The 16,671-nt window shown below is 61.7% G+C and carries 14 protein-coding genes; 7 read left to right on the plus strand and 7 right to left on the minus strand.

All coding sequences use genetic code 11. The features are described 5' to 3' along the window. The first annotated feature begins 1 nt into the window (after nt 1). Entirely contained in the window at nt 2-1,039 is a 1,038-nt protein-coding gene (locus AACY30_RS00410) for an AraC family transcriptional regulator (protein WP_339467280.1), read from the plus strand. On the opposite strand, the gene AACY30_RS00415 is transcribed toward AACY30_RS00410, so the two are convergent. The 5 genes from AACY30_RS00415 to AACY30_RS00435 form a co-directional block, all read right to left on the minus strand. After that, nucleotides 1,026-1,907 (minus strand): LysR family transcriptional regulator, encoded by an 882-nt coding sequence (locus AACY30_RS00415; RefSeq protein WP_339539366.1) that lies wholly within the window; start codon nt 1,905-1,907, stop codon nt 1,026-1,028. The two genes, AACY30_RS00410 and AACY30_RS00415, sit on opposite strands and share 14 nt — an antisense overlap. Before the next feature lie 181 nt (nt 1,908-2,088). Continuing rightward, nucleotides 2,089-2,706, minus strand: a complete 618-nt coding sequence (ycaC, locus tag AACY30_RS00420; RefSeq protein WP_049712843.1) for an isochorismate family cysteine hydrolase YcaC — start codon at nt 2,704-2,706, stop codon at nt 2,089-2,091. 28 nt (nt 2,707-2,734) lie between these two features. Beyond that, nucleotides 2,735-4,573: an amidohydrolase gene (locus AACY30_RS00425; protein WP_339539368.1), complete on the minus strand. Its 1,839-nt coding sequence runs from the start codon at nt 4,571-4,573 to the stop codon at nt 2,735-2,737. After that, entirely contained in the window at nt 4,570-5,160 is a 591-nt protein-coding gene (locus AACY30_RS00430; protein WP_339467283.1) for an antibiotic biosynthesis monooxygenase, read from the minus strand. The genes AACY30_RS00425 and AACY30_RS00430 overlap by 4 nt, the downstream gene beginning before the upstream one ends. Before the next feature lie 652 nt (nt 5,161-5,812). Beyond that, the gene (locus AACY30_RS00435) at nt 5,813-6,283 is read right to left on the minus strand and encodes an Lrp/AsnC family transcriptional regulator (RefSeq protein ID WP_339467285.1); all 471 of its coding nucleotides are present in this window, start codon (nt 6,281-6,283) and stop codon (nt 5,813-5,815) included. A 123-nt stretch (nt 6,284-6,406) separates the two neighbouring features. Between AACY30_RS00435 and AACY30_RS00440 the strand changes: the two genes are divergently transcribed. Both AACY30_RS00440 and AACY30_RS00445 read left to right on the plus strand, forming a co-directional pair. Next, the gene (locus AACY30_RS00440) at nt 6,407-7,642 is read left to right on the plus strand and encodes a methionine gamma-lyase (RefSeq protein ID WP_339439468.1); all 1,236 of its coding nucleotides are present in this window, start codon (nt 6,407-6,409) and stop codon (nt 7,640-7,642) included. A 155-nt stretch (nt 7,643-7,797) separates the two neighbouring features. Then, the gene (locus AACY30_RS00445) at nt 7,798-8,475 is read left to right on the plus strand and encodes a response regulator transcription factor (RefSeq protein WP_339539369.1); all 678 of its coding nucleotides are present in this window, start codon (nt 7,798-7,800) and stop codon (nt 8,473-8,475) included. Between the two features lie 48 nt (nt 8,476-8,523). Here the strand turns inward: AACY30_RS00445 and pvdP are convergent, their stop codons facing one another. Next, nucleotides 8,524-10,155, minus strand: a complete 1,632-nt coding sequence (pvdP, locus tag AACY30_RS00450) for a pyoverdine maturation tyrosinase PvdP (RefSeq protein WP_339539371.1) — start codon at nt 10,153-10,155, stop codon at nt 8,524-8,526. Nucleotides 10,156-10,297: 142 nt separating this feature from the next. On the opposite strand from pvdP, the gene pvdM reads away from it, so the two are divergent. Genes pvdM through pvdO form a run of 3 tightly spaced genes read left to right on the plus strand, consistent with a single transcriptional unit; the run spans nt 10,298 to nt 13,844 of the window. Continuing rightward, nucleotides 10,298-11,647, plus strand: a complete 1,350-nt coding sequence (pvdM, locus tag AACY30_RS00455; protein WP_339539373.1) for a pyoverdine-tailoring dipeptidase-like protein PvdM — start codon at nt 10,298-10,300, stop codon at nt 11,645-11,647. An 18-nt stretch (nt 11,648-11,665) separates the two neighbouring features. Beyond that, entirely contained in the window at nt 11,666-12,937 is a 1,272-nt protein-coding gene (gene pvdN, locus AACY30_RS00460; RefSeq protein ID WP_339539374.1) for a pyoverdine-tailoring periplasmic protein PvdN, read from the plus strand. Nucleotides 12,938-12,971: 34 nt separating this feature from the next. Further along, on the plus strand, nt 12,972-13,844 hold the full coding sequence (gene pvdO, locus AACY30_RS00465) for a dihydropyoverdine dehydrogenase (RefSeq protein ID WP_339467293.1): 873 nt from the start codon (nt 12,972-12,974) through the stop codon (nt 13,842-13,844). Between the two features lie 66 nt (nt 13,845-13,910). On the opposite strand, the gene AACY30_RS00470 is transcribed toward pvdO, so the two are convergent. Continuing rightward, nucleotides 13,911-14,738, minus strand: a complete 828-nt coding sequence (locus AACY30_RS00470; RefSeq protein ID WP_339439477.1) for a N(5)-hydroxyornithine transformylase PvdF — start codon at nt 14,736-14,738, stop codon at nt 13,911-13,913. Nucleotides 14,739-14,938: 200 nt separating this feature from the next. On the opposite strand from AACY30_RS00470, the gene AACY30_RS00475 reads away from it, so the two are divergent. Then, nucleotides 14,939-16,591 carry a cyclic peptide export ABC transporter gene (locus AACY30_RS00475; RefSeq protein WP_339456179.1) on the plus strand — a complete coding sequence of 551 codons (1,653 nt, stop codon included), beginning with the start codon at nt 14,939-14,941 and terminating at the stop codon, nt 16,589-16,591. Nucleotides 16,592-16,671: the final 80 nt, after the last annotated feature.

A 16,671-nucleotide genomic window follows, 5' to 3' on the forward strand; every position in this document is an offset into this window, starting at 1 on the left:
GATGGCCGTTAAGACCAACTGGTATGAAGCCGACAGCCGCTTCATACCCGGGCACTATCAACCCGCCACGCTGATCGACCTGGCGTTGTCCCGGGACATCGACAGCCATCGCCTGCTGCGCGGCACCGGGCTGTTCCACGAGGATATCCTGGCCGGCAACGCGCGACTGAGCCCACAACAGTTTCTCGGGTTGATCGGCAACAGCCGCAAGTTGCTGGACGCCGACGACAGCAGCTTCCTGTTCGGCCAACGCTTGCTGCCCGGCTATTACGGCGCGGCCAGCCATGCCCTGGGCCATGCGCAGAACTTGCATCAGGCCCTGGAAATCCTGATCCAGCAACAGGTGCTGCTCAGCCCGTTGGTCACGCTGCAACTGGAACTGGATGAGCACCATGCCTACCTTTACTGGCTGGACAGTTGCGGCGCCGGCGAGCACTGGCGCTTTTTGCTCGAAGCCAGCACGACCTCGCTGGTTGCCATGAGCCAATGGCTGAGCGGCGAGCGTCTGCCGTGGGCGTGCAGTTTCAGCCATGCCGAGCCGCGTTATGTTGAGCAGTACTGGGTGCATCTGGGCGAAGAAACGCGCTTCGAACGGCCGCTGGACATGATGAGCATCCCCCGCGAATACCTCACCCGCACGTGGCCCGGCGCCTCGGCCACGGCCGGCCAGGTGGCGCGCCGACAAGCCCGCGAGCAGATCGAACAGTTGGGCTTTGCCGGCAGCTTTCTCGACTGCCTCAACGACTACCTGCGCGAGCAGGTGCGCCAGCCTCCCAGCCTGGAACAGGCCGCGCACGCCTTCGCCATGAGCCCGGCGACCCTCAAGCGCAAGCTGTACAAACACGACACCGGCTTTCAGCAGCAGGTGGACCGCGTGCGCAAGCAGGTGGCGCTGCACCTGTACCAGGTCAAGGGCTACAGCAATGACGAAGTGGCGGCGTACCTGAACTTCAACGATGCGGCGAACTTCCGCCGCTCATTCAAGCGCTGGACCGGCAGTACGCCAAACTTGATCCGGCAGTTGTTCAACAGCCGCTAGCCAGGCATTCACGCAGAAACTCCACCAGCGCCTGCACCGGTCGCGAACTCTGCCGGTGTTGCGGGTAAACGGCCGAAAGCGTCAGGGCTTCGGGGGCAAAGTCATCCAATACGCTGACCAGGCGGCCGTCCTTTAACGCATCGCCGACGATAAACGTCGGCAGGTACGTCACGCCCAGCCCGGCGATGGCGGTATCGCGCAGCAGATCGCCGTTATTGACGCGCATGCGCCCGCTGACATTCAGCGCCTGCACCTTGCCCTTGAAGCGCCATTGCACCTGGCGGCCATGGCCATAAGGCAGGCAATCGTGCTGGCCCAGGTCCTCGGGCTGCAACGGCGTACCGCGCAGGGCCAGGTACTCGGGGCTGGCGCAGTACACCCGTGGGATGCTGGCAATACGGCGGGCGATCAGGGTGGAATCTTCCAGGGTGCCAATGCGCAGCACCAGATCGTAGCCCTCGCCGATCAGGTCCACGGGGCGATCGCTTAAGTCGACTTCCACCGACACCTGCGGATGGCGCTGCAAAAACTGCGGCAACAGGCAGCCCAAATGGGCCATGGCAAACGACAACGGCGCGCTGAGGCGAAGGGTGCCGCGTGGCTCGCTGTTCTGCCCGGCAATGCCCTGCTCCACTTGCTCGACGTCACTGAGCAGGCGCAAGGCGGATTCGTAATAAGTCTGGCCGAGTGGCGTGACATCCAGGCGGCGTGTGGAACGGTTGAGCAGGCGCACGCCCAGGCGATCTTCCAGCTGGATCAGGCGGCGGCTGACGAACTGCTTGGACAGGCCCAGCTGTTCGGCGGCGGCGGTAAAACTGCCGGACTCCATGACCTGGCAGAACAGGCGCATGTCTTCAAAGGGGTTCATTGTCGCTTCTCGGTGGACATTTGTGGTTTTTATAGCGGGTATGTCGCCACACCACAAATCAAGTGTGGGAGCTGGCTTGCCTGCGATAGCGGTGTGTCAGCCAACATTGCTGTCAGCTGACACACCGCCATCGCGGGCAAGCCCGGCTCCCACAGGGTTCAGCGGTGTTCTGTGGCGCAGCTTACTTGGCCGTAAACGCCGAGTAGCTGTTCATCAGGTTGCGGTAGTTAGGGATGCGCGGCGACAGCAGGTTGGCCAGGCCTTCCATGTCGTTGCGCCAGTCAACTTGCAGCTCGCAAGCCACGGAGAACCAGTTCACCAGTTGGGCACCGGCGGCGGTCATGCGCGCCCAGGCCGCTTGTTGCACGGTTTCGTTGAAGGTGCCGGAAGCGTCGGTGACCACGAACACTTCGAAGCCTTCATCCAGGGCGCACAGGGTTGGGAACGCCACGCAGACGTCAGTCACTACGCCGGCGATGATGATCTGCTTGCGGCCGGTCGCCTTGACGGCCTTGACGAAATCTTCGTTGTCCCAGGCGTTGATCTGGCCAGGGCGCGGGATGTAAGGCGCGTCCGGGAACAGGGCTTTGAGCTCTGGGACCAGTGGACCGTTAGGGCCGCTTTCAAAACTGGTGGTGAGGATGGTCGGCAGATTGAAGAACTTAGCGACGTCGGCCAGGGCCAGTACGTTGTTCTTGAATTCGTTCGGAGAGAAGTCCTGTACCAGCGAGATCAGGCCGGTCTGGTGATCGACCAACAGGACAACGGCGTCATCTTTGTTCAAGCGCTTGTAAGTCATGGGGTAACTCCTGTGGGATGTAGGGGATTCAGAAAGCAAAGCACGAGCAGCCAAACGCACCCCAGAAACCCTGGAAGTCGCTGACCGGCACGCTGGAAAGACGCGCCTTTTCATGGCTGTGGGCATGCACGCCGCACGGGCCGCTGCATTGGTGAACTTGAGCTTGCAAAGTCGAGCTTGGACGCCAGTGACCCGGCACCTTGACCACCGGCGACCAGTCCGGCAGCACCGGAACCCGTGGCGGTGCGTAATCTTCGAAATCGCCGGCGCCGTAGACCACCTTGCCGCCGACCACGGTCAGTACCGATTCGATCCACTTGATGGCTTCTTCATCGACACTGAAAAAGTCCGCCGACAGTGCCGCCACATCCGCCAATTGCCCAACCTTGATCTGGCCCTTCTTGCCCTGTTCAGACGAGAACCAGGCGCTGCCATGGGTGAACAGTTCCAGCGCGGTGAGGCGCGGCAGGCCTTCGGCGTGCAGCTCCAGGCCGCCGACGGTGCGGCCGCTGACCATCCAGTACAACGAGGTCCATGGGTTGTAGCTCGACACCCGCGTGGCGTCAGTGCCGGCCCCTACCGGTACGCCTTCGGCCAACATGCGCTTTATCGGCGGCGTGGCTTCGGCAGCTTTGGCCCCATAACGCTCGACGAAGTACTCGCCCTGGAACGCCATGCGGTCCTGGATCGCAATCCCGCCGCCGAGGGCACGCACGCGCTCGATGTTTTTCGGGGTGATGGTTTCGGCGTGATCGAAGAACCACGGCAAACCGTTGAACGGGATATCGCGGTTGACCTTCTCGAACACGTCGAGCATGCGCGAGATGGATTCGTCATAAGTTGCGTGCAGACGGAACGGCCAGCGCTGCTCCACCAGATGGCGCACCACCGGCTCCAGCTCCTGTTCCATGGTCAGCGGCAAGTCGGGGCGCGGCTCAAGGAAGTCTTCGAAGTCCGCCGCCGAGAACACCAGCATCTCGCCCGCGCCGTTGTGGCGCAGGTAGTCATCGCCCTGGTGCAGGGTGACGCTGCCAGTCCAGTTTTTGAAGTCGCTGAGTTCTTCCTTGGGCTTTTGGGTGAACAGGTTGTAGGCGATGCGCACCGTCAACTGTTCGTCCTTGGCCAGTTGCTCGATCACCGCGTAGTCATCGGGGTAGTTCTGGAAACCACCGCCGGCATCAATGGCGCTGGTGAGCCCCAGGCGATTGAGCTCGCGCATGAACTGGCGGGTCGAGTTGACCTGGTATTCCAGCGGCAGTTTCGGGCCCTTGGCCAGGGTCGAATACAGGATCATCGCGTTAGGCCGCGCTACCAGCATGCCGGCGGGATTGCCGTTGCTGTCACGCACGATCTCGCCACCCGGCGGGTTTGGCGTGTCCTTGGTGTAGCCGGCCACGCGCAGCGCGGCACGGTTGAGCAAGGCGCGGTCGTAGAGGTGCAGCACGAACACCGGAGTATCCGGCGCGGCCTGGTTGAGTTCTTCCAGGGTTGGCATGCGCTTTTCAGCGAACTGGAATTCGTTCCAGCCACCGACCACACGCACCCATTGCGGCGTAGGGGTTCGATCAGCCTGGTCTTTGAGCATGCGCAAGGCATCGGCCAGGGACGGCACACCTTCCCAGCGCAGTTCAAGGTTGTAGTTCAGGCCCCCACGGATAAGGTGCAGGTGCGAGTCGTTGAGGCCAGGGATGACGGTGCGGCCCTTGAGGTCGATGACTTTCGTGCCGCTGCCGCGTAGCGCCATGGCTTCACCGTCGGTGCCTACGGCAACAAATCGCCCCTGGCTGATGGCGACGGCGGTTGCACGTGGGTTTTCACGGTCCACGGTGTGGAACTGGCCATTGAACAGAATCAGATCGGCGTTCATAGGGTTTCCTTAACAGAGGTTTCAAGCCAGGGAGCGAACAGGCGGGTAGCCGCCGGCATCAGCAGGTACACCACCAGCACAACGATCGTCACGGTGACCAGGAAGGTGGCGACTACATAATTGGAGAGGAACGGGTGCAGGCGCAGTACCGGTCCCCAGATGATCGGCACCAGCAGGGTCAGCGGCAGGATTACAAACAGCGTGACCACGGCTTGCTTCCAGCGTGGCGGCTTGGGGATGTTTTCAGTTTCGGGGTTGAACCAGAATTCGTTGACCGCGCCGATTTCGGTTTTGTCGCCGTCGGCGAGCATCGGGGCGGCTTCGGCAATCAGGGTATTGCGCTCGGACGAGTGGAGCCAGGTTTCCAGGTCGTCGGTGGAGCGGTAGCGCAATATGCAGGTGAACATCGCCAGCTTGCCTTGCTTGCCGCGCACCACATCGACGCCCAAATGGCCAGGACGGTCGCCGGCGATGCGCACGATGCGGCGCAGCCAGGCTTCGTAATCGGCTTCACGGCCTTGTTTGATCAGGTGTTTGACCACCAGGGTGACGACTTCGTCGGAGCCTGGTTTTGGTGCTGGGTCCATGGGGTGCCCCTCTGCCTTGATGTTTCAGCGATGAGGCTAGTTTGCAGGGGGTGGGGTGGGGAAAATTGGATGTACGTGCTGTTTGGGGGGGATTGGGTTGGGTACACATATCCCTTATTTAGGTAACGGCCACCTATGGTTCCGCTCTTACAGCGGGTCACTTTCGAAAAGCGCGAAAGTAACCAAAGCGCTCTTGCCCCAACACTCGGCACCTCGCTTAGGCTCGGTGTGCCCGTAATCCGACATGGATTTGGGGGGCCGCCGCCACGCGCCATCCATGGCGCGGGGCGGCTAAACCGGCATCCCTGCCGGTTTACCCCCCAAATCCATGTCGAATTCCGGCCAGCGTGTTTGACGGGGCGCCTAAGATCAAGATCACAAGCCAGATCAAGAGCAGGTCAAGAGAAGGTTGATATCTGCCTGATGAATGGAGATCCAAATTGTGTGAGCTGGCTTGCCTGCGATGCAGGCAACTCGGCGGGACGCCGGGTTACCCACGGATTCAAGCCTTCGTTCGGGCACACCGAGCCTAAGCGAGGTGCCGAGTGTTGGGGCCAAGCGTTTTTGGTTACTTTTTGCGCTCTTCAAAAAGTGACCCGCTGTAAGAGCGGAACCGTAGGTGGCCGTGACCTAAATAACGGATATACCCCCATCACCCCGGCAACGGAATCACCCGCAACGCCCGCACCGACTTATAAGAAAAACTGGAGTAAATCTCCTTAACACAAGGCAACGTCTGCAACACCTCACGCGCAAACTCGCCAAACGACTCCAGATCCTTCGCCACCACTTCAAGCAAAAAATCATACCGCCCCGACACGTTGTGACACGCCACAATCTCCGGAATCTCCAACAACCTTTGCTCAAACGCCCGGGCAATTTCCTGGGTATGACTCTCCATCATGATGCTGACAAATGCCGTCACCCCATACCCCAGCGCCTTGGGCGAAAGAATCGCCTGATACCCGCTGATCACCCCGCTCTCTTCCAGGTTTCGCACCCGCCGCCAGCACGGCGAGGTGGTCAGGGATACGCGTTCGGCCAATTCGGCCACTGTGAGCCGGGCATTGCCTTGCAACGCGTTTAAAAGAGCCTTGTCGGTACGATCCAGACTGACGGGCATAATGTGCCTCTGTTCGTTATTTTTATAGGAATTTCATCCAAAAATGCAGGAATTAGCAGCAAATAATGCAACGTTCATCTCTGGTTATGAGCATAGCATTGTAGGAAATAGGGAGCGCCCGACATGAACAATAAACACAATGCACTCGGCTTTTCTACCCGCGCCATCCACCATGGCTATGACCCCAAGGACCACCACGGCGCGCTCGTGCCACCGATTTACCTGTCAGCCACCTTCGCTTTCCCTACCGCCGAATATGGCGCCGCCTGTTTTGCCGGTGAAGCCAGTGGCCACTTCTACACACGCATTTCCAACCCGACCCTGGCGTTGTTGGAATCGCGCATGGCGACCCTGGAAAACGGTGAGGCGGCGGTGGCATTCAGCTCCGGCATGGGCGCGATTGCGGCGACGTTCTGGACCCTGCTGCGGCCCGGCGATGAAGTGATCGTCAGCCAGACCCTCTACGGCTGCACCTTCGCCCTGCTGCACCATGGCATCGGCGAATTCGGGATCAAGGTGCGGCACGTCGACCTGACTGACCTGGCCGCCCTGCAAGCCGCACTCTGCCCCGCCACCCGCATGATCTACTGCGAAACCCCGGCCAACCCCAACCTGCAACTGGTGGATATCGCCGCCGTGGCGGCTCTCGCCCACCAGCAGCCCAACGTGACCGTAGTGGTCGACAACACCTACTGCACGCCCTACCTGCAGCGCCCCCTCGACCTGGGTGCCGATGTAGTGGTGCATTCGGCGACCAAATACCTCAGCGGCCACGGCGATATCACCGCGGGCATTGCGGTGAGCAACCAGACCCTGGCTCAGCGTATTCGCCTGCAAGGTCTCAAGGATCTGACCGGCGCAGTGATGTCGCCCCAGGACGCCTCGCTGTTGATGCGCGGCCTCAAGACCCTGGCCCTGCGCATGGAGCGCCATTGCAGCAACGCTCAGGCGGTGGCCGAAGCCCTGCAGGCGCACCCGGCCGTGGAGCGGGTGACGTATCCAGGGCTGCGCGCCTTCCCACAATACGAACTGGCGACGCGCCAGATGAAAATGCCCGGGGGCATGATTGCCTTTGAACTCAAGGGCGGCCTCGAGACGGGACGTCGTTTCATGAATGCACTCAAGCTGTTTACCCGCGCGGTCAGCCTGGGCGACGCAGAGTCACTCGCGCAGCACCCGGCGAGCATGACCCATTCCACCTACACCCCGGAGGAACGCGCCCGGCACGGGATCAGCGAAGGGCTGGTGCGTCTGTCGGTGGGGCTTGAGGACGTTGCGGACTTGCTGGCGGATGTGCAGCAGGCACTGGCCAAGTGCGCGCGCGCCGCGCCGCGTCGTACTCAATTTGTGAGTGCTTGAGCCGATCTTTTCAGATTGGATCCCCTTCCCGCCGCCACGCTGTAATAGCATAGGTCCCGGCGGGAAGGACTATCACGGCAGGTTGTTCGCATTGGCTAGCCTCTCAATCCCCGCCGCTATAAAGCCGAGTACCTGCACGCCTCATGGACGAATTGATGAACGCACACTTGTTCCCTCATATTGGCAAGGTCATCGCCAGCACCGGCAGTCGCCATTTCCCACGCATGCTGCATGACCTCATCCTCACCCAACTGGCAGTGGACGCCACCCATATCACCCAATTGCAGGTCAGCACCGACGGGCACCCCCGCCGCAAGATCAGCCCGGTCTATACCGACTCGGTGGCAACCCTGAACGGGAAACCGCACGCCGCGCAATTGCACCTCACCCGCCAGAAGGACGACGTACGCTACGTGCTGTCGGTGTATCGCTCACACCCGTCAGACAGTTTCTCGCCGCAGGAACGCAGCATGCTGCAGGACTTCTCCACGCTGCTGTTGCCCTTGGTGGAAAAGCACATCGCGGCAATCCACCCGTGCCGTCAGGACCGCGACCCGGTGATGCCGCAAAACCAGGGTATCGAAATCCTGCGCCGGCGCATTGAAGAGCGGTTGGTACAGTCGGGGTTAACGTTGTCCAACCGTGAGCTTGAGGTGTGCCTGGGGCTGCTGGCCGGGCGCACGGCGCCGGAGCTGGCAGAGCAGTTGGCATTGAAGGTCAATACCATTGAGAGTTACTTGAAACGCGCAGCGATCAAGCTGGGGATCAGTGGGCGGCATTCGTTGTTGCGGTGGCTGTATTCGACGGCGGATGACGCGGCTGCACATCCATGAAGCACCGCTGCCCCTAGGACGCTGGCTTGTCGGGGCGCAGCCGGGCACTCAAACCTCGCGCGGCTTCAGCTTCAGGTGCCGCGCATACCAGGGCCGCTTTGGCACTCGCTTGAATAGCCCCTGCAACATGCCGTCGTCTTCGCCAAAGGTGATCCGCAGCGCCAGCTTCATGGTCTCCGGGTCCATTTCCATCGACCGCCCCCTCTGCAACCCCGGCGTCGTACTGCAGCCATGCGTGTCCGGGCCCAGCCACGGGTCTCCCACCTCGACCCAGCGGCCCGGCGCGAACCAGGCCACGCCGTTGACTTGCATGCGGCGGACTTCACCCGGATTGAAGCGCTCATGGGCGCGAAACCAGTCTTCGATACGGTCGTCGATCCAGCCGTGAAAGTGCCAGAACACCGGGTTCACGTGGGAGGAAAATGGGTCGCCGAGAAAGTCGTTCTGCGCCGTGTACCAGCGTGGGGCGAAGTCGGACGGGTCACGGGCGAACGGCACCGGCGCACCGTTGGAGGGGTCACGCGGCACCGAGGCCCAGCGCATGTGCAGCCAGTCGTGCAGGCCCAGTTCCATCTCTGAACCCAACTGCCCGAGTGTCAGTTTGGACAAATAACGGGGGTCGCGGTACTGCGACTCCCACACCTGAAAGTTGCTGTGATAGGTCTCGGCGGCCTTGATGTCGCTGACCCACTGGGTGTAGGCGCTGTCATCCGGCGCCGACCACGTGGGCGGCAGCGCGAAGCCGTCGTGGTTGTCGAAGTAACGCAGGAAGCCCAGTCGATCACGCTCCAGCGCCGGCTGCGGTTCGGGGAATTGCGGCCACGAGGGCAAATCCTGCAGGGCGCGCGCGGTGCCGAGCATGTGCCGGTGCATGAAGAAGAAGTCGATGCCCGAGCCGTTGCGGTCTTTGCGCTTGCCCCGGGCGTCGCGCTCCTGGCCACGCGGGCCGGGTTGCCAGCCGATGCCGCGCAGAGCGTCGCGTTTTTCTTCGGAGAGTTTGTGCCATTGGTCGCGGGTGGCGTGCCACAGTTGGTGGAACAAGCGGTGCTCGGGAGCAATCAGCCAGGCCAACAGGGCCGGGTTGAGGCCGATGCGTTCGCGCGCTTCAGGAAACGCTTGCTTGTGGGCGATAAAATGATTGTCGCGCTCAACCAGCGCGAGCGGCCGGTCCAGCTCAAGAATCTGCCCGCTGAGGGTGCCGCTGCCGGCATTGGCGAAGTTGGCCCAGACTTCATCAAGGGTCATCTTGAATTCGTAGGCGGGTATGCCGTCGGCCGAGTCGCGGTCGATCAACCGCCAATACAGCACGGCACCCTCACCCGTCAGCAGGTCCCCGAGCACCCGGTAACGAGGCTCACCCTCGGCGCGCAGGTTGGCGGCAGTGTCCAGGTAGCCGCGCAGGCCGCGCCCACGGGGGGCAATGTCGAGCAGCAACATCAGGCCTTGCAACGGTAAGCGCTTGAGGCCCGCGTCGCGACCTTCCAGTCGTAGGTTCCAGACCCCTCGCAGGGTGTTCGCCAGGTGCTGGCCGGCGGTGTCGGCCAGGTCCACCGTGGCTTCGCCGGGGGTGATGGGGAATTCTTCTTCGCGCGTCAGCTCGCGATGGGCATAGAAGGCTGCTGGCACCGCAGCGCCTGTCAGCGCCAGGCCTGCGATGAACCCACGTCGAGAGATGGTCATTGTCTACCTTAGGAAACGGCTTTATCAGAGCTAGAACGTTTGCACGCCGGGGAAATTTACCGGCGCGCCCTCGCCGCCTAAATTTCCCCGCCCATCACTCGTTCTTCCCTGATAGCAAAGGCCTCAACTGACTGAGATGGCAATGACAAAACCACGTTCGAAAAAGGCGTTGTATATCGGCTTGCCGCTGGCACTCGCCATTGGCGCCGGGGCCGGCTTCCTGGCCTGGGATCACTGGTTCAGGGGCAATGCCGGCTACCCGCTGGAGGTGATCAAGCAGGCCAATGAAATGCAGGATCGCCTGTTGTCATTCGACAGCCATATCACCGTGCCCCTGGATTTCGGCGGCATCGACAACGAGGCAGACAAAGATGGCAGCGGCCAGTTCGACCTGGCCAAGGCGGCGCGCGGGCGCTTGTCCGGCGCGGCCCTGACGATTTTCGGCTGGCCTGAAATCTGGAACGGCCCCAACGCCCCGCACAAGCCCACCGACGGTTTTGTCGAAGAGGCCCGCCATGAGCAAGAGGTGCGCTTCAAGATCATCTCCGGCATGGTCCGCGACTTTCCCAACCAAGTGGGCATTGCCTACACCCCGGACGACTTCCGGCGCCTGCATGGCGAAGGCAAGTTCGCGATCTTTATCAGCATGCTCAATGCCTACCCCTTGGGCAACGACTTGAACCAGTTGGACGTGTGGGCAGCACGCGGCATGCGCATGTTCGGGTTCAGCTATATCGGCAATAACACCTGGTCCGATTCTTCGCGCCCACTGCCATTTTTCAATGACTCCGCCGACGCACTCGAAGGTTTGTCGCCGATTGGCCAGCAAGCCGTGCACCGCCTCAACGACCTGGGCGTGATCATCGATGTGTCGCAGATGTCGACCAAGGCCCTCGAGCAAGTGGCGCAGCTGAGCCGCACGCCGATGGTGGCCTCCCATTCAGCGCCACGCGCGTCGGTGGATATCCCGCGCAACCTCAGTGACAAGGAACTGCAACTGATCAAGAACAGCGGCGGCGTGGTTCAGGTCGTGGGGTTCCCCGCGTATCTACGCCCCTTGAGCCAGCCGACCCAGGACAAACTCAATGCCCTGCGCGCACGTTTCGACCTGCCTCCCCTGCCCAACCTGGCCATGGCATTGATGCCGGGCGACGCGATCATTGCCGCCTGGCCCGAGCAGAAGTTCGGCCAATATGCCCAAGGCCTGTACGGCATTCTTGAAGAGGAGCCCAAGGCCACGCTCAAGGATTGGGGCGACGCCGTCGACTACACGGTGCGCAAGATCGGGATTGATCATGTCGGCATCGCCTCGGACTTCAACGACGGCGGCGGCATCCAGGGCTGGGACAACGTCGGCGAGATACGCAACGTGACCGCCGAACTGATCCAGCGCGGCTACTCCGAAGCCGATATCGCCAAACTGTGGGGAGGCAACTTCCTGCGCGTGTGGGACCAGGTACAAAAAGCCGCCAAGCCATTGGCCAACCGCTAATCACTTAGAAGCACGTCCATGACCGACCGCCGTACGTTCCTCAAGCAGGCGGGTGTATTTGCCGCCAGCCTGCCACTGGGCGCCGCGCTGCTCCCGCAAGCAATCGCCGCCAACACCACAGATGCCCCATGGACGGGCCTCAAGCAACTGTTCAACCAGGATCCGGATTACCTGCACTTCTCCAACTTCCTGGTGGCTTCGCACCCCAAGCCAGTACGCGAGGCCATCGAGCGTTACCGGGCGCAGATCGACCGCAACCCAGGGCTGGCGATGGACTGGGACCTGCAGGAAACCTGGAAGCGCGAAGGCCAGGTACGTGAGTGGGCCGGCCGCTATTTGCAGGCCACCCCTGCACAGATCGCCCTCACCGGCAGCACTTCGGAAGGGTTGGCGATGATCTACGGCGGGATCAAGGTACGGCCCGATCAGGAAATCCTTACGACCGTCCACGAGCACTACGCCACTCAACATGTGCTGGACTATCGCGCACTCAAAGAAGGCACCCAGGTGCGCCGGATCACGTTATTCGAAAGCGCCCACCGCGTGTCCGCCGACGAGGTGCTGGGCAACATCCAGCGCCATATCCGCCCCAACACCCGCGTGCTCGGCATGACCTGGGTGCAGTCCGGCAGTGGCGTGAAACTGCCCATTGGCGAAATCGGCAAGCTGGTGGACGAACACAACCGCAACCGCGATGACCAGGACCGCATCCTCTATGTGGTGGATGGCGTGCATGGTTTCGGCGTGGAAAACCTCGACTTCCCGGACATGCATTGCGACTTCTTTATCGCCGGCACCCACAAGTGGATGTTCGGCCCGCGCGGTACCGGGCTGGTCTGCGCCCGCGACCCCGAAAACAAATACGTGACACCGATGGTGCCGACCTTCTCCGAAGAGAAGGACTTCGCCACCATCATGACGCCGGGCGGCTACCACGCCTTCGAGCATCGCTGGGCGGTGGATGAGGCGTTCAAGCTGCACTTGCAACTGGGCAAGGCGCAGGTGCAGGCACGCATTCGTGGGTTGAATACCGAACTCAAGGAGCAGCTGTTGGCACAGCCGCAGATCGAACTGGTCACGCCGTGCAGCCCCGAACTGTCGGCCGGCTTCACCTTCTTCCGCGTCAAGGGAAGGGACGTTGATGCCGTCGCGGCCAACATGATGAAACGCCGTGTGGTGATCGACGCGGTGAACCGTGATGTCGGCCCGGTGATTCGCACTGCCCCTGGCCTACTCAATTCCTCCGATGAAATCCAGCGTTTCATGACCTTGCTTCGCCAGCAGGTGTGACGCTCACCCTTTTTTCTTTGAACGAGATGCCCATATGAATCCATCCCGACTCAAACCCCTCACGGCATTGGCACTCACCGCCCTGTGCGGCGCCTTGCTGCCCAACCTGGCCCAGGCCGCCACGCCGCAACCCGGCAAAGTGTTCAAGGACTGCAAGGACTGCCCGGAGATGGTGGTACTCCCCGCCGGCACCTTCACCATGGGCACCCCCGAGGGCGAAGTCGGCCGCGAGCCGGACGAAGGCCCGTTGCATGAAGTGACCTTCGCCAAGCCGTTCGCCATGAGCCGCTTTCACATCACCGCCGGAGAATGGGACAGCTATGTCCGCCAGGCCGGCGTGAACATCGCCGATGGCGACACCCGCCCCGGCCGCGAATGCATCGCCAGCAAGCCGCGCTACCCCCAGGGCCCACGCCAGCCGGCGGTGTGCATGGACATGGACGACATCAAGCAGTACGTGGCCTGGCTGTCGAAGAAAACCGGCCAGCAGTACCACATGGTCAGTGAAGCCCAACGCGAATACGCCGCGCGCGCCGGCTCCACCGGGCCGTTCCCCTTCCCGTTCGATGAGGGCAAGGGCTACAGCATCGCCCAGCACGCCAACACCTATGGCCCGGCCGATGGCTACAGCTATTCCTCACCCGTGGGCAGCTACCCGCCGAATGCCTTCGGCATGTACGACATGCATGGCAACGTGTATGAGCGCGTGGCTGACTGCGAACATCCCAACTACATCGGTGCGCCTACCGATGGCAGTGCGTGGGTGGAGCCGAACTGCGAGGGCTACATGATTCGCGGCAATGACTGGGGCGAGGCGCCGGTGTTTTCGCGCTCGGGCAACCGCAACACCATCTACCCGCAGACGCGGGGGGATTGGATTGGGTTTCGGGTAGTGCGCGACCTGTAACACGGACACCCTTCAATGTGGGAGCCAGCTCCCACATTTGGACCGCATGCCTCAAGAAAATTGCGGTCAGCCCTTCTGCGCCAACAACGCCAACCCTTCATGCAGCGCCGGGAACAGGCTGTTGTTGAAGTTGTTCCAGCGCAACTCAAGGATGGTGTCATCCGGCGCGATCTCAGTCTTGAGCACGTCGTGGAACACTTCGCCCGAGTCAATGCCATTGTCCACGTAGTGGAACGAAGCGCCGGTGAGGTACAGCGGCTCCGAGGGCCGGGTTTCCTTGGTCGCCCAATCCACCACCGTTTGCCCCCGCGCACCGTACAGTGCGTTCCAGGTGGCATAGGCGCCACGGCGCTCGTACGGCGATTCGATGCGGGTAATGCCGGGGTGGATGTTCATGATGCGACGGGCAAACGGCGCGCCCGGACGCACCAGTTCATCGAGAATCACCAGCAGGCCGTCGAGCACCACGATGTCCGCTTTCAATTCCACCAGCGTGTCGTGCAGGCGGCGTTCGAAATCCTGCTTGCCGGCGATGTGTTCTGCGCTGCCGCGTGGCAGGCGCCGGTAGGTGGACGGCACGCTCAGCAGCAAGTCATTGACCAGCCGGCCCTGCACGCGCAGGTCGGCCGGGTACAGCCATTGGCGGCCCGGCTGGTAGGCAAAGCCGTAGTCGCTGACCAGTTGCTGGTCACGCGGGTTCTGCTCGTCATCGTCGTACACCACCCCCACCAAATGGTAAGCCTCACCCAGCGGCGTGTCGTTCAGCGCCCCCACCAGGGATTCCAACACCGACATCATGTAGCGCTCGTGGTCTTTGTAGGCCACCGGCTGCCCGGCCTTGTCAGCCGCGGCATTGCGCAGGGACCACACGTACACCAGATTCTTTTTCGTCATTGCTTCGCTCTCGCTGGATAGATCAGGCACGCGCCAATGCGCGTGCGCCTACACCACAAGAACGAACCAGCCGCCGCGCAATTTATCCGCCACCGCCACCACTGAGCGCACCGAGCTAAATAGTCGCGCCAATCCTTCGTTTGTCATGGGTAAGGGTCTGTGTGCCCAGCCCCCTCTTGTTCACTTTCCGGGAAGTATTTATGACCGACCCCAAGCGCGGCGCCTTCAACGGTTTGCTCGCATTGCTCAGGCCCTTTCGCACCATCGTCAGCGTCTCCGTCGCCCTGGGCATGGCCGGCGGCCTGGCCATCACGCTGTTGCTGGCGACTATCAATAATGCACTGCACTCGTCCACCGGGATGACGCAGGGGGTGATTCTGACGTTTGCGGCGTTGTGTGTGCTGGCGCTCACCAGTTCGATCGTCTCCGATATCGGTACCAACTATGTGGGCCAGCGGATCATCGCCGCCCTGCGCAAGGACCTGGGTGAAAAGGTGCTGTCGGCGCCCATCGAGCAGATCGAACAGTATCGCTCCCACCGTCTGATCCCGGTGCTGACCCACGATGTCGACACCATCAGCGACTTCTCCTTCGCGTTCACGCCCTTGGCCATTGCCGCCACGGTGACGCTGGGCTGCCTGGGCTACCTGGCGTACCTGTCGGTGCCGATGTTCCTGATGATGGTCGTTGCCATCGTGATTGGCAGCGCCGTGCAGTTCATCGCCGGCGGCAAGGGTATCCAAGGCTTCGACCTTGCACGCAGCCATGAAGACGAATTGCAGCGTTATTACAACGCCATCGCGTCCGGCGCCAAGGAACTGCGCATGCATCGGCCACGGCGCTTTCGCATGAACACCCACCGTATCCAGGAAACGGCGGATCGCATCAGCGATATCCAGGTGCGTTCGGTCAACATCTACATCCTCGCCAAGACCTTCGGCTCGATGCTGTTCTTCGTGGTCATCGGCCTGGCCCTGGCGATGCAGGCCTATAACCCGAACCCGGACCCGGCCGTGATCACCGGCTTCGTGCTGGTGCTGTTGTACATGAAAGGCCCGCTGGAACACCTGCTGGGTTACCTGCCCGTGGTGGGCAAGGCGAAGATTGCCTTCGGGCGTATCAGCGAGTTGTCGGAGCGCTTCTCCTCTCCTGAACCGCACCTGCTGATGGATGACAGCGAGGCGCCGACACCGATCGTCAACAGCCTTGAACTGCGAAACGTGAGCTACAGCCCTCCGGCCGTGGAAGGCAGCGAACCGTTTCACCTGGGGCCGATCAACCTGAGCATTGCCCAAGGCGACATCGTATTTATCGTCGGCGAAAACGGCAGTGGCAAGACCACGCTGATCAAATTGCTGCTGGGGCTCTACCCGCCGCAGTCCGGTGAAATCCTGCTCAACGGCAAGGCCGTGACCGACCCCGAGCGCGATGACTATCGCCAATTGTTCACCACGGTATTCGCCGACTACTACCTGTTCGACGACCTGGTCCAGGGCAGCGCCACCCAGTCACTGGACAGCGCCACTAAATATCTGGAACGCCTGGAGATCGCGCACAAGGTCAGCGTCAAGGACGGTGTGTTCAGCACCACCGACCTGTCCACCGGCCAGCGCAAGCGTCTGGCACTGGTCAACGCCTGGCTGGAAGAACGCCCAGTGCTGGTGTTCGACGAATGGGCCGCCGACCAGGACCCGGCCTTCCGCCGGATTTTCTATACCGAGCTGCTGCCGGACCTCAAGCGCCTGGGCAAAACCATCATTGTGATCAGCCATGACGACCGCTATTTCGACATCGCCGATCAGCTGGTACGGCTGCGCGCCGGCCAGGTAGTGCATGAAATGGAGCCTGCATGAAATTTTCTTTTCCGGTTTTCCGAAGTAGGAACGTCTCACTAGTGGTAATGAGAACTAACCTCAACAAACATTAAAATCTG

Source organism: Pseudomonas sp. RA_5y_Pfl1_P24 (genome assembly GCF_963970945.1).
Taxonomy (GTDB): Bacteria; Pseudomonadota; Gammaproteobacteria; order Pseudomonadales; family Pseudomonadaceae; genus Aquipseudomonas; species Aquipseudomonas tritici.